Below are 13,536 nucleotides of genomic sequence, written 5' to 3' on the forward strand. Positions count from 1 at the left end.
GGGGAACGAACGCGATGACCGCCGAGCTGGTCAGGGGGCAGAACCACCCGGTTCCCAGCACCCGCCTAGAGATCCGGGTGTCGGCCGGAAAGCCGATCGTCGCCGGTGCCACCCTCTGCGACGACCACCGCAAGGTGCGCGGCACCTCCTGGGTCGCCCACCCCGGCGCCCCCACCCTGCCCGGCCTCGAAGTGTCCCGGCAGGCGGCCGCCGACCACCGTCTGGCCGTCGACCTGGGCGCGCTGCCGGACGGCGCGCACCAGGTCAACGTGCTGCTCGCGCTGCCCGTCGGCGTCGGGGGCCCGGTCGCCTTCGGCGCCGTCGCCGCGCCCTTCGTGGCCGTCACCGGACTCGACGGCACCGAGATCGCCAGCTACACGATCACGGATCTGTCCGCCGAGTCGGCCGTCGTCGCCCTGGAGCTGTATCGCAAGCAGGACATCTGGAAGGTCCGCGCCGTCGGCCAGGGCTACGCGGGCGGCCTCGCCGACATGCTCGCCGACCAGGGCCTGCCCGAGGCCCAGGAGCTGGCGACCGCCATCAACGACGCGGTGGCGCGCGGCCTCGCCCGCTCGGTGGCCGCGCCCCCGCCCCGTCCCGCGGACGAGACCCGCGTGCGCGCCGCGGCCCAGGGCCACACGAGCCCCGGACGACAGCCGTCCGCGCCCGCCCCGGGACCCGACGCCGCGCCCCAGCCCGTCACCCCCACGCCCGCGTCCGGCGACGGCGGCCGGCCCCCGCACCCCGTCGCCCCCGCGTCCGGCGACGCCGCCCCGCCCGCGCAGCCCGGCGACGGCGGCCCCGTGAACTACACCCACCCGCGCCGCCAGACCAGCGCGCCCCCGCCGCCCCCGCCCACCGCGCAGCCCGCCGCCCCCGGACAGCCCGCCCGCCCCGTCGCGGGCGACGCCACCGGCTGGTCCATGGAGGAGCGGCTCTACAACCAGGTGTGGGGCATGTTCGAGGATCTGGCCCGCTCCGCCGCGGCGTACCGCAGCGCGGTGGACTTCGCCGACTCCCGCATGGAGCGGGAGCTGGACGAGGTCCTCTCCGACCCGCGCAGCCGCATCGGTAACACCGGCGACGTCGCGCGGGAGGCCGCCCGCGCCCGCCACGGCGACCTCGTCGACCAGGCGCGGGCGGCCCTCGACCGGGACCTGGCCCAGCTCGCCGCCGAGGCTGAGGTCGTCGAGCCCGCCCTGCCGCCCGCGTTCGCCGACTGGTCGAGCCCGATCTGGCAGGGCTATCGCGTGCCCATGGAGATCCCCATGGCCCTGCGCCTCGGCGGCTTGCACCTGCCCGAGCGCCCCGACCTGCGCATCCCCATGCTGGTGCGGCTGCCCCTGGAGCGCGGCCTGTGGATCGACAGCGGCCGCTCCGGCGCGGACTCCCTCGCGGACGCCGACCAACTGCGCCGCCTCGCCCTGGACAGCGCCGTCGCGCACGCCGCGCGGCTGCTCGCCTCGTATCCGCCCGGCGCCTTCACCGTGCACGTCATCGACGCCGCGGGCAGCGGCACGAGCGCGTTCGCCCCGCTGGTGAACGCCGGGGTCCTGGACGAGCCGCCCGCGACCGGCGCCGCGGGCGCCGCCGCCGTGCTCACCCGCCTCACCCAGCGCGTGGACCTCGTCCAGATGGCGGTCCGCGGCGGCATGGCCGACGCCCTGCCGCAGGACCTGGACACCGGCGAGCACCTGCTGATCGTCAACGACTTCCCGCACGGCTTCGACGACCGCGCCGTGACCCGGCTGCGCTACCTCGCGGACGAGGGCCCCGCCGTCGGCGTGCACCTGATGATGGTCGCCGACCGCGAGGACGCCGCGGAGTACGGCCCGCTCCTCGACCCGCTGTGGCGGGCCCTGCTGCGCCTCACACCGGTGCCCGAGGACCACCTCGCGGACCCGTGGGTGGGTCACGCGTGGACGTTCGAGCCCTCGCTCGCCCCGCCCGGCAGCCAGGTCCTCAGCCACGTCCTCGACCGCGTGGGCGTGGCCCGCCGCACCGGGAGCCGCTGAGCCGCCATGTCGACCTGGAGACTGTCAGATGCCCAAGCACCCTCCTGAGCTGGCCATTTGGTGCTACTTTGCCTCTCCCTTTACCTAACCTTGGTCTTTCGCGTACCCTTCTCGGTGCGGAGGGGAGTACTCCCAGACGCGACGTGCCCGTCAATACGGACCGCCATCGGTCCCGGGGCGTCGGACCGGGGCGCACGGACAGCGCCCGGGTGGAAGAGACCTCCGGCAGCGACGACGCTGATCAGTAGCCGTACGACGCCGGAGGCGCAGTGGACGTTTCTATGACCCTGTGGGTGACGACCGTTCTCGGTCTGTGTGCCCTGATCGCGGTCGACTTCTTCATCGGGCGCAAGCCCCATGACGTGTCGATCAAGGAAGCCGGAATCTGGACGGTCGTCTGGATCGTCCTCGCGGTGATCTTCGGACTCGGCCTGCTGATCGCCGGCGAGAGCCAGGCGTCCGGCGAGTTCTTCGCGGGCTTCATCACCGAGAAGTCGCTCTCCGTCGACAACCTCTTCGTCTTCATCCTGATCATGGCGAAGTTCTCGGTGCCGACCCATCTCCAGCAGCGCGTGCTGCTGTTCGGTGTGCTGATCGCCCTGGTCCTGCGAGCGATCTTCATCGCCGCCGGCGCCGCGGTCATCGCCAACTTCTCCTGGGTCTTCTACATCTTCGGCGCGTTCCTGATCTACACCGCCTGGAAGCTCATCCAGGAGGCGCGGGCCGACGAGGAGGAAGAGGACTGGGAGGAGAACCGTCTCCTGAAGTCCATCGAGAAGAAGTTCGGCGTCTCCGACCGGTACGAGGGCACGAAGCTCTTCGTCCGGAAGAACGGCAAGAAGATCATGACGCCCCTCATGGTCGTCATGCTCGCCATCGGCACCACCGACGTGCTGTTCGCCATGGACTCCATCCCGGCGATCTTCGGCCTCACCCAGGACCCGTACATCGTCTTCACCGCCAACGCCTTCGCCCTGATGGGTCTGCGGCAGCTGTACTTCCTCATCGGCGGACTGCTCAGGAAGCTGGTCCACCTGAGCTACGGCCTGTCGGTGATCCTCGGCTTCATCGGCGTGAAGCTCGTCCTGCACGCCCTGCACGAGAACGGCGTGCACGTCCCCGAGATCTCCATCCCGGTCTCGCTCGGCGTCATCTGCGGTGTCCTCATCATCACGACGATCACCAGCCTCATGGCCTCCAAGAAGCAGGCGGAGCGCGAGGCGGCCGAGGCCGGCAGCGACGGCCCGTCCGGCAAGGACGACGTCCAGAAGGACAGCGTCGAGGCGTGACGGCGACGTGAACACGCGCTACGCGGAGTCGACTCGAAGGCGCCGCCGGTGACAACCGGCGCGGACCGGCGGGTACCGGCTGTGTGAGCACCACCCCGGAAGCGGTGCACGGTCGTCGACCGTGCACCGCTTCCGCATGAAAGGAACCTATGAAGTCGCGGCCCTCCCGTGAGCGGGGCAGCATCGAAAACATGATCCTTGAGCTCCGGGCCCTCGCCGCACGGTGGACCACCGCCGTGCCCGTGCTCGGAATCGTTCTCCTCGCCCTCACCTGGGGGCGCGACCTGCCGGGCGCGGTCGTCGCCCTGGTGACGGCGGTACTCGCCGGGGCGGTGCTCGCCGCGGTCCACCACGCCGAGGTCATCGCGCACCGCGTCGGCGAACCCTTCGGCTCCCTCGTCCTGGCCGTCGCGGTCACCATCATCGAGGTCGCCCTCATCGTCACCCTCATGGCCGACGGCGGCGACAAGAGCTCCACGCTGGCCCGCGACACGGTCTTCGCCGCCGTGATGATCACCTGCAACGGCATACTCGGCCTCTGCCTGCTGACCGGCGCCCTGCGCCACCGCGTCGCCGTCTTCAACTCCGAGGGCACCGGCGCCGCGCTCGCGACCGTCGCCACCCTGGCCACGCTCAGCCTGGTCCTGCCGACCTTCACGACCTCCAAGCCGGGACCGGAGTTCTCCACGGCGCAGCTCACGTTCGCCGCCCTGTCGTCCATCGTCCTGTACGGCCTGTTCGTCGCCACGCAGACCGTCCGGCACCGCGACTACTTCCTGCCGGTCACCAAGGAGGGCGAGGTCGTCGACGAGGACGTCCACGCCGAGGGCCCCTCCGCCCGCACCGCACTGATCAGCCTCGGTCTGCTCGCGCTCGCCCTCATCGGGGTCGTCGGGCTCGCCAAGGGAGTGTCGCCCACCATCGAGTCGGGCGTCGAGTCGGCCGGTCTGCCGCACGCCGTCGTCGGCGTGATCATCGCGCTGCTCGTGCTGCTCCCGGAGACCATCGCGGCCGTGCGCGCGGCCCGCCGCAACCGCGTCCAGACCAGCCTGAACCTGGCTCTGGGCTCGGCGATGGCCAGCATCGGCCTGACCATCCCCGCCGTCGCCATCGCCTCCGTGTGGCTGTCCGGGCCGCTCGTGCTCGGCCTCAGCTCGACCCACATGGTGCTGCTCGTGCTCACCGTCCTCGTCGGCACCCTCACGGTCGTGCCCGGCCGCGCCACGCCCCTCCAGGGCGGCGTGCACCTGGTGCTGTTCGCGGCGTACCTGGAGCTCGCGGTCAATCCCTGACACGCGGGAGCGGCCGGCGCCGGTCCGGGGGTCACCCCGTGACCGGCACCGCCGCCTCCTGCCGCACGGGCCGCGTCTCCGGAAGCAGCGCGAAGCACCCGAGGCTGAACACCGCCACGGCCGTCAGATACGCGGCCACACCCCAGGGCGTGCCCTCGCCCCGCGCCGCCGCGGTCGCCACCATCGGCGTGAGCGCCCCACCGAGGACACCGGCAAGGTTGTAACCCACCGCCGCCCCCGTGCAGCGCACCCGCGGCTCGTACAGCTCCGGCAGATACGCGGCGACCACGGAGAACATCGCGACGAACGCGATCAGCGCCACCAGGAAGCCCAGGAAAATCAGGAACGGCTCACCCGTGGCCAGCAGGGCGACCATCGGGAACATCCACAGGGCGACCCCCGCGCACCCCACCAGGCACATCGGCCGCCGCCCGTACCGGTCGCCCAGGGAAGCCGCCACGGGCGTCAGGGCGCCCTTGACGACGACGGCGGCCATGATGCACGCCAGCATGACGGTACGGCTCACACCGAGGCGCTCCACGCCGTAGGAGAGCGACCACGTCGTGACGGCGTAGAACACCGCGTACCCCACGGCAAGGGCGCCCGCCGTGAGCAGCACGAGCCGCCAGTGCCCGCGCGCCACCTCGACGAGCGGTACGCGCGCGTGCTCACGCACCTGGAGGAAGTCCGGGCTCTCCACCAGCGAGGCGCGCAGCGCGATCCCCGCCAGCGCGAGCACCCCCGCTCCCCAGAACGGAATCCGCCACCCCCAGGAGGCGAACTGCGCCTCCGTGAGGGTCGCGGACAGCGCCAGCGTCACGCCGTTGGCCAACAGGAACCCGATCGCGGGCCCGACCTGCGGGAAGCTCGCCCACAGCGCGCGCCGCTCGGGCGGCGCGTGCTCGGCGGTCAGCAGCACCGCCCCGCCCCACTCCCCGCCGAGCCCCACACCCTGCACGAAACGCAGCACGAGCAACAGCACCGGGGCGGCCACGCCGATCGTCCCGTACGTCGGCACGCAGCCCACGGCGACGGTGGCAACGCCCGTCAGGAGCAGCGAGATCACCAGGACGGGCCGTCGCCCGCGCCGGTCGCCGAGGTGCCCGAAGAGCACGGAGCCGAGCGGCCGGGCGACGAAGCCCACTCCGAATGTCGCGAACGCCGCGAGAGTTCCCGCCAGCGGGGAGAACGTCGGAAAGAACAGCGGCCCGAGGACCAGGGCCGCCGCGGTGCCGTAGATGAAGAAGTCGTAGAACTCGATGGCCGTCCCGGCGAGCGACGCGGCGGCGAGCCGGGGCAGAGAAGGAGGCGTGGGCTGGGCTGTGGGCTGGGATTCTGACGGAGAGTGACTGTTGCGCACGGTGCGTCAACTACCCGGTGTGACGGGCGGTTACGGGGGCTCGCGGGAGTCCGGGGGCGCGCCGCAACGCCCGGTGGCGCGCCCCGCCCGCGGGTGTCGGCGTGCCCCACTCAGTACGTGACCGTGATCCGCCGCTCGTCCCCGTCCACCCGTACCGTGCCGCCGTAGGGGATCACGTACTGGGGATCCGTGTGCCCGAGGTCCACGTCGAAGACGGCCATGGTGGCGGGAGCGTACGCCGAGAGCGCTTCGAGTACGGCCTCGCGCTGCTCCCGTGCGTAGCGGGCCCGCTCCTCGGGGCCGTGGGGCCGGTCGAAGCTCCAGCGCTTGGCGCGGCCCATGAGCAGCGCGGCGAAACGCGCGAGGAGCCCGCGCTCGCCCATGGCACGCAGGATCCGGAACACCTCGGTGGGGGAGGGGAGTTCCTCCGTCGTCTCCAGGAACAGGACGTGCCCGTCGTACGCGGCCGGGTCGGCGACCTCGCGGTCGGCCATCATGAGCCCGGACAGGACCTCCAGGCAGCCGCCCCAGGAGCGCCCCTCCACGACCCGCTCGGCGCCCTCCGGCAGATGCCAGCTCCAGCCCTCGCCCGGCTCCGTCGGCGGCTCGGCGGCGAGGGCCGCCGGGTCGTCCCAAGGGACGTCGACGTCACGGAAGCGCTCGGCGGGACGCAGTTCGTGGCGGCCGGCGGTGAACAGGGCCGCGCGCAGTGAGTCCGCCGTCGGGGCGGCCATGGCTCCCGGCCGCCCCAGTTCGCACATCACCGACGCCCCGTGGAAGCTGACGATGCCGGCCTGCCACAGGAACGCGTGCAGGTTGGTGTTGTCGCTGAACCCGAAGAACGGCTTGGGGTGCGCCCGGATCAACTCCCGGTCCAGGAACGGCAGCACGGTGATCTGGTCGTCGCCGCCGATGCTCGCCATGACGGCCTTGATCTGCGGATCGGCGAACGCGGCGTGCAGGTCCTCGGCACGCTCCCGCGCCGAGGCGCCCATCCTGCGCGTCGTCGGATACTCCACCGGCTCCAGGAGGAAGTCCGTCCGCAGCCGCCGCAGGCCCAGCTCGTAGGGCAGCGGGAAGAGCTCCGGCAGCCCGGCGGCGGGCGACACGACGGCGATGCGGTCGCCCGGGACGGGCTTTGGCGGATAGAGCGGCGGGTGCGGGCGGCCTGGCGGTGTCATGCCGGGCAGCGTACGGCCCGACTCGCGGCGTCCGCACCGTGATAAACCGGCAGTGAGCAGCAGTCCGACGCACGGAGGTCCCTGTGCCCCACACCCTCGCCACCGCCCCGGTCCTGATCCTGAACGGCCCCAACCTGAACCTCCTGGGCCGTCGCCAGCCGGAGATCTACGGCACCGACACGCTCGCGGACGTCGAGGCGATGTGCGCCAAGGCGGCCGCGGCGCACGGCGGGACGGTCGACCTGCGGCAGTCCAACCACGAGGGCGAGCTGGTCGACTGGATCCACGAGGCGCGCGAGCACCACGCGGGCATCGTCATCAACCCGGCCGCGTACTCGCACACGTCGATCGCCATCCTGGACGCGCTCAACACGTGCGACGGCATGCCGGTCGTGGAGGTGCACATCTCCAACATCCACCAGCGGGAGTCGTTCCGGCACCACTCGTACGTCTCGCAGCGCGCCGACGGCGTCATCGCGGGCTGCGGTGTGCAGGGGTACGTGTTCGGGGTGGAGCGGGTGGCGGCGCTGCTGGGGCGGGCCTAGGCCCGCCCCGGCGGGGGTCACCAGCCGCGTGCGCGCCACTCCGCGAGGTGCGGACGCTCGGCGCCCAGCGTGGTGTCCTTGCCGTGGCCGGGGTAGACCCAGGTCTCGTCGGGGAGCGTGCCGAAGATCTTCGTCTCGACGTCATCGATGAGGCTCGCGAACCGCTCCGGGTCCTTCCACGTGTTGCCGACGCCCCCGGGGAAGAGGCAGTCGCCGGTGAAGACGTGCGGGTGGCCGTGCGGGTCGTCGTAGATGAGGGCGATCGAGCCGGGCGTGTGGCCCACGAGGTGCCGGGCGGTGAGCGAGATCCGGCCGAACGTGATGGTGTCGCCGTCGTCCACGAGGACGTCGGTCGGCGTCGGGATGCCCTCGGCGTCCTCGCGGCCCGCGTACGTGCGCGCGCCCGTCGCCGCGACGACCTCCGCGAGGGCCTGCCAGTGGTCGCCGTGCTGGTGGGTGGTGACGACGGCGCAGACGCCGTCGTCACCGATGAGCCGCAGCACCGTCTGGGGCTCGTTGGCCGCGTCGATCAGGAGCTGCTCGTCGGTGGCCCGGCAGCGCAGCAGATAGGCGTTGTTGTCCATCGGGCCGACCGCGACCTTCGAGATCATCAGGTCCTGCAGCTCGTGCACGTCCGCGGGCCCGCCGACCTTCACCACTCCGCTGTACGTCATGCGACTCAGCCTATAGCGGGGGCAGGGCGGGGAGGGAGCCGCCGGCCACGGTCAGTCCGGTGCCGTCGCGACGCCCGGCGAGCCAGCCCAGGAGGTCCGCCCGACGGCCGCTGACGGTGACGTCGACGGCCCGCTCGCGGCCCTCCTCGATCTGCTCCGGGGTGACGCCCTCGACGGCGCCCGTGGCGAGCACGCGGCCGTCGTCCTGCCGGATGGCCACGGCGGGCAGGCCGGGGTGGTTCCTGAAGCGCTGGGCGAGGAAGTCGATCTCGCGCTGGGTGAACTCCTCGGAGAGGTCCTCCAGCTCGTAGCCGACGCCGAGGTCCACGTGGTGCAGCTCCACCTCGATCCAGCGCCGGAACGGCACGTTGAAGGCGGAGTCCTTGACGCCGTTGCGCAGCTCCACGGTGCGGGACCAGTCCGCGGGGGCGGCGCCCTCGTCCTGGAAGCGGGCCGCGGACTCCCGCAGGTCGGCGAGGTGCACCTCCAGCGGTCGTGGCGCGTCACGCTCGATGTCGGCGTCCCGCGCCTCCCCGCTGACGTACATGGGCCGCCCGGCCAGAACGTTCACCAGGGCGTCGGCGTTCCGCGCGACGTGCGCGAGGACGTGGCCGCGCGTCCAGCCGGGAAGCCGTGACGGCTCGGCCGTCGAAGCGTTGTCCAAGGAGGCGGCTGCGGCGAGCAGCCGGTCCGTCGCGTCACGTACAGACGCCAGGTCGCGCACATGATCAATCATGCGCCCGACGATAGCTCCGCCACACGTTCGGGTGAAGGCGGTGGACGAGGCCCGCAAATCGAATGTCCGTGCTATAAGGTCGGTTGCGGCATCGGGCATTCTTGGTAGTCCGGGTTTCATCGGCCCCAGGGCCGCGAACCAGAGAATCCGGCCCGGCGTTGTCAGTGGGTCGCCCTAGTCTGTGAACGACGGGGGCCCCGCCCCTGTCACTTCTCTCAAGAAAGGTGCGGACCGGCGTGGCCGACCGTCTCATCGTCCGTGGCGCGCGCGAGCACAATCTCAAGAACGTCTCGCTCGACCTCCCGCGTGACTCCCTCATCGTCTTCACCGGTCTGTCCGGGTCCGGCAAGTCCTCGCTCGCGTTCGACACGATCTTCGCCGAGGGCCAGCGGCGGTACGTCGAATCGCTGTCGTCGTACGCCCGCCAGTTCCTCGGCCAGATGGACAAGCCGGACGTCGACTTCATCGAGGGACTGTCGCCCGCGGTCTCCATCGACCAGAAGTCGACCTCGCGCAACCCGCGCTCCACGGTCGGCACCATCACCGAGGTCTACGACTACCTGCGCCTGCTGTTCGCGCGCATCGGCAAGCCGCACTGCCCCGAGTGCCGCCGCCCGATCTCCCGGCAGTCCCCGCAGGCCATCGTCGACAAGGTCCTCGAACTGCCCGAGGGCAGCCGTTTCCAGGTCCTGTCGCCGCTGGTGCGCGAGCGCAAGGGCGAGTTCGTCGACCTCTTCGCCGACCTCCAGACCAAGGGATACAGCCGCGCCCGGGTGGACGGCGCGACCATCCAGCTCTCCGAGCCGCCCACGCTGAAGAAGCAGGAGAAGCACACCATCGAGGTGGTCGTCGACCGCCTCACCGTCAAGGACAGCGCCAAGCGTCGCCTCACGGACTCCGTGGAGACCGCGCTCGGCCTCTCCGGCGGCATGGTCGTCCTGGACTTCGTCGACCTCCCCGAGGACGACCCCGAGCGCGAGCGGATGTACTCGGAGCACCTCTACTGCCCGTACGACGACCTGTCCTTCGAGGAACTCGAGCCCCGCTCCTTCTCCTTCAACTCGCCCTTCGGCGCCTGCCCCGACTGCACCGGCATCGGCACGCGCATGGAGGTCGACCCCGAGCTGATCGTCCCGGACGAGGACAAGTCGCTCGACGAGGGCGCCATCCACCCCTGGTCCCACGGCCACACCAAGGACTACTTCGGCCGCCTCGTCGGCGCCCTCGCCGACGCCCTCGGCTTCGCCACGGACATGCCCTGGGCGGGCCTGCCCCAGCGCGCCAAGAAGGCCCTGCTGCACGGCCACAAGACCCAGATCGAAGTGCGCTACCGCAACAGGTACGGCAGGGAGCGGGTCTACACCACCGCCTTCGAAGGCGCCGTCCCCTTCGTCAAGCGGCGGCACAGCGAGGCCGAGAGCGACGCCAGCCGCGAGCGCTTCGAAGGCTATATGCGAGAGGTGCCCTGCCCCACCTGTGAGGGCACCCGCCTCAAGCCGATCGTCCTCGCCGTCACGGTCATGGGCCGGTCCATCGCGGAGGTCTCCGCGATGTCGATCAGCGACTGCGCGGACTTCCTCGCCGAGCTGCGGCTCGACGCCCGCGACAAGAAGATCGCCGAGCGGGTCCTGAAGGAGGTCAACGAACGACTGCGCTTCCTGGTCGACGTCGGCCTGGACTACCTCTCGCTCAACCGCGCCGCGGGCACCCTCTCCGGCGGCGAGGCCCAGCGCATCCGCCTGGCCACCCAGATCGGCTCCGGCCTCGTCGGCGTGCTCTACGTCCTTGACGAGCCGTCCATCGGCCTGCACCAGCGCGACAACCACCGCCTCATCGAGACCCTCGTCCGGCTGCGCGACATGGGCAACACCCTGATCGTCGTCGAGCACGACGAGGACACCATCAAGGTCGCCGACTGGGTCGTGGACATCGGCCCGGGCGCGGGCGAGCACGGCGGCAAGGTCGTGCACAGCGGCTCCCTGAAGGAACTGCTCGGCAACGACAAGTCGGTCACCGGGCAGTACCTGTCGGGCAAGAAGGCCATCCCCGTCCCCGACATCCGCCGCCCCGCCGACCCCGCCCGCCGCCTCACGGTCCACGGCGCCCGGGAGAACAACCTCCAGGACATCGACGTCTCCTTCCCGCTCGGCGTCCTCACCGCCGTCACCGGCGTCTCCGGATCCGGCAAGTCCACGCTGGTCAACGACATCCTCTACACCCACCTGGCCCGCGAGCTGAACGGCGCCAGGTCCGTCCCCGGGCGGCACACGCGCGTGGAGGGCGACGACCTCGTCGACAAGGTCGTGCACGTCGACCAGTCGCCCATCGGCCGGACCCCCCGGTCGAACCCGGCGACGTACACCGGAGTCTTCGACCACGTCCGCAAGCTCTTCGCGGAGACCACGGAGGCGAAGGTCAGGGGCTATCTCCCCGGACGCTTCTCCTTCAACGTCAAGGGCGGCCGCTGCGAGAACTGCTCCGGCGACGGCACCATCAAGATCGAGATGAACTTCCTCCCGGACGTGTACGTCCCCTGCGAGGTCTGCCACGGCGCGCGGTACAACCGCGAGACCCTGGACGTGCACTACAAGGGCAAGTCCATCGCCGAGGTCCTCGACATGCCCATCGAGGAGGCGCTCGACTTCTTCGAGGCGGTCCCCGGCATCGCCCGGCACCTGAAGACCCTCCACGACGTCGGCCTCGGGTACGTCCGGCTCGGCCAGTCCGCACCCACGCTCTCCGGCGGCGAGGCCCAGCGCGTCAAGCTGGCCAGCGAGCTCCAGAAGCGCTCCACGGGCCGCACGGTCTACGTCCTCGACGAGCCGACCACCGGTCTGCACTTCGAAGACATCAGCAAGCTGATCACGGTCCTCTCCGGCCTGGTCGACAAGGGCAACACGGTCATCGTCATCGAGCACAACCTCGACGTGATCAAGACCGCGGACTGGGTCGTCGACATGGGCCCGGAGGGCGGCAGCGGCGGTGGCCTCGTCATCGCCGAGGGCACCCCCGAGCAGGTCGCCGGCGTGCCCGCGAGCCACACCGGCAAGTTCCTGCGCGACATCATCGCCGCCGACCGCATCAGCGACGCGGCGGTGCCCCCGGCCCGCCGCAGCACGAAGAAGACCACCGCCAAGAAGACGGTGGCCTCGAAGTCGGCCCCCACGAGGGCCGCCGTCACCAAGTCGACGGTCACCAAGCCGGAGCCCACGAAGTCGACGGCCGCGAAGCCGACGACGAAGAAGACGGCCGCCAAGAAGGCGGCGGCCAAGAAGGCGCCCGCGAAGAACACGCCCGCGAAGAAGACGGCGTCGCGGTCGCGCAAGGCCTGAGGCCAAGCGCCGCCCGCCCGGTCTTGGGCCACACACGTCAGCGCGCCGCCCCGCACAGGGGTGGCGCGCTGACGTCTCTTCCGGGCCCCCTCCTCCGGGCCCCCTTCTTCCGCTTCCGGGACCCCCTTCTTCCGCCACCCACCTCGCGTACCGTCCAACGCACCCAGCGTCCAGCGCACCCATGCGTTCAATCGCGTTCAACGCACCACCGCGACCAAGGAGGCGTACGAGATGTCAGCCGCAGCCACCCCGTCCGTGCGGAGCGAACGGAACGGAGCCGTCACCACCGTCGTCCTGTCGCGGCCCGACGTGCGCAACGCCGTCGACAGGCCCACCGCGCGTGCCCTCGCCGACGCCTTCCGGGACTTCGACGCCGACCCGGAGGCATCGGTCGCCGTGCTGTGGGGAGAAGGGGGCACGTTCTGCGCGGGCGCCGACCTGAAGGCACTCGGAACCCCGGAGGGGAACGAGATCGCCGAGGTCGACGGGGCGAACGACGGGCCGATGGGGCCCACCCGCCTCAGCCTGTCCAAGCCCGTCATCGCCGCGGTCTCCGGGCACGCCGTCGCGGGCGGCCTGGAACTCGCCCTCTGGTGCGACCTCAGGGTCGCCGAGGACGACGCTGTGCTCGGGGTGTTCTGCCGCCGCTGGGGCGTGCCGCTCATCGACGGCGGGACCGTGCGGCTGCCCCGCATCATCGGGGAGGGCCGCGCCATGGACCTCATCCTCACCGGCCGCCCGGTCGACGCGGCGGAAGCGCTGGGCATGGGCCTGGTCAACCGGGTCGTGGCGAAAGGCACCGCCCGCGCGGCCGCCGAGCAACTCGCCGCCGAGATCGCCGCGTTCCCCCAGACCTGCCTGCGGCACGACCGGCTCTCCGCCCGCGAACAGCACGGACTGCCCGAACAGCGGGCGCTCGCGGGCGAGTTGGCCCACGGCCTGCACGCCCTTGGCGAAGCAGCCGAAGGCGCCGCGCGGTTCGCCGCCGGAGCGGGAAGACACGGCGCCTTCGGGACGAGCTGAACTCCGGGGACGAGGCCGAAGCGCGGGGCGAGCTGAACTGCGGGACGAGGGCCGAAGCCCGGGTCGAGCTGAACCTCCCGAGCCGGAAC

10 protein-coding genes are annotated in these 13,536 nt (G+C 71.6%); 6 read left to right on the forward strand and 4 right to left on the reverse strand.

All coding sequences use genetic code 11. The features are described from left to right. The first annotated feature begins 14 nt into the window (after nucleotides 1-14). The 3 genes from QUY26_RS30505 (at nucleotide 15) to QUY26_RS30515 (ending at nucleotide 4,596) form a co-directional block, all read left to right on the forward strand. Complete coding sequence (locus tag QUY26_RS30505; protein WP_289952235.1) at nucleotides 15-2,015, forward strand: TerD family protein; 2,001 nt, start codon at nucleotides 15-17, stop codon at nucleotides 2,013-2,015. Between the two features lie 269 nt (nucleotides 2,016-2,284). Next, nucleotides 2,285-3,304: a TerC family protein gene (locus QUY26_RS30510; RefSeq protein WP_289952239.1), complete on the forward strand. Its 1,020-nt coding sequence runs from the start codon at nucleotides 2,285-2,287 to the stop codon at nucleotides 3,302-3,304. A gap of 191 nt (nucleotides 3,305-3,495) precedes the next feature. Then, on the forward strand, nucleotides 3,496-4,596 hold the full coding sequence (locus QUY26_RS30515) for a calcium:proton antiporter (protein ID WP_289952240.1): 1,101 nt from the start codon (nucleotides 3,496-3,498) through the stop codon (nucleotides 4,594-4,596). A gap of 31 nt (nucleotides 4,597-4,627) precedes the next feature. On the opposite strand, the gene QUY26_RS30520 is transcribed toward QUY26_RS30515, so the two are convergent. Both QUY26_RS30520 and QUY26_RS30525 read right to left on the reverse strand, forming a co-directional pair. Then, the gene (locus tag QUY26_RS30520) at nucleotides 4,628-5,896 is read right to left on the reverse strand and encodes an MFS transporter (protein ID WP_289956191.1); all 1,269 of its coding nucleotides are present in this window, start codon (nucleotides 5,894-5,896) and stop codon (nucleotides 4,628-4,630) included. Nucleotides 5,897-6,066: 170 nt separating this feature from the next. Further along, nucleotides 6,067-7,137, reverse strand: coding sequence for a S66 family peptidase (locus QUY26_RS30525; RefSeq protein ID WP_289952243.1), 1,071 nt, complete (start codon nucleotides 7,135-7,137; stop codon nucleotides 6,067-6,069). Nucleotides 7,138-7,220: 83 nt separating this feature from the next. Between QUY26_RS30525 and aroQ the strand changes: the two genes are divergently transcribed. Continuing rightward, on the forward strand, nucleotides 7,221-7,682 hold the full coding sequence (gene aroQ, locus QUY26_RS30530) for a type II 3-dehydroquinate dehydratase (protein ID WP_289952244.1): 462 nt from the start codon (nucleotides 7,221-7,223) through the stop codon (nucleotides 7,680-7,682). 17 nt (nucleotides 7,683-7,699) lie between these two features. On the opposite strand, the gene QUY26_RS30535 is transcribed toward aroQ, so the two are convergent. Both QUY26_RS30535 and QUY26_RS30540 read right to left on the reverse strand, forming a co-directional pair. Continuing rightward, nucleotides 7,700-8,356: an MBL fold metallo-hydrolase gene (locus QUY26_RS30535; RefSeq protein WP_289952245.1), complete on the reverse strand. Its 657-nt coding sequence runs from the start codon at nucleotides 8,354-8,356 to the stop codon at nucleotides 7,700-7,702. Nucleotides 8,357-8,366: 10 nt separating this feature from the next. Beyond that, a complete protein-coding gene (locus QUY26_RS30540) occupies nucleotides 8,367-9,092 on the reverse strand; it encodes a maleylpyruvate isomerase family mycothiol-dependent enzyme (RefSeq protein ID WP_289952246.1) in 726 nt (241 codons plus the stop codon). Between the two features lie 236 nt (nucleotides 9,093-9,328). Between QUY26_RS30540 and uvrA the strand changes: the two genes are divergently transcribed. Next, the gene (uvrA, locus tag QUY26_RS30545) at nucleotides 9,329-12,424 is read left to right on the forward strand and encodes an excinuclease ABC subunit UvrA (RefSeq protein WP_289952250.1); all 3,096 of its coding nucleotides are present in this window, start codon (nucleotides 9,329-9,331) and stop codon (nucleotides 12,422-12,424) included. A 231-nt stretch (nucleotides 12,425-12,655) separates the two neighbouring features. Beyond that, a complete protein-coding gene (locus tag QUY26_RS30550; RefSeq protein ID WP_289952251.1) occupies nucleotides 12,656-13,447 on the forward strand; it encodes a crotonase/enoyl-CoA hydratase family protein in 792 nt (263 codons plus the stop codon). The last annotated feature ends 89 nt before the right edge of the window (nucleotides 13,448-13,536 follow it).

The organism is Streptomyces flavofungini (genome assembly GCF_030388665.1).
GTDB lineage: Bacteria > Actinomycetota > Actinomycetes > Streptomycetales > Streptomycetaceae > Streptomyces > Streptomyces flavofungini_A.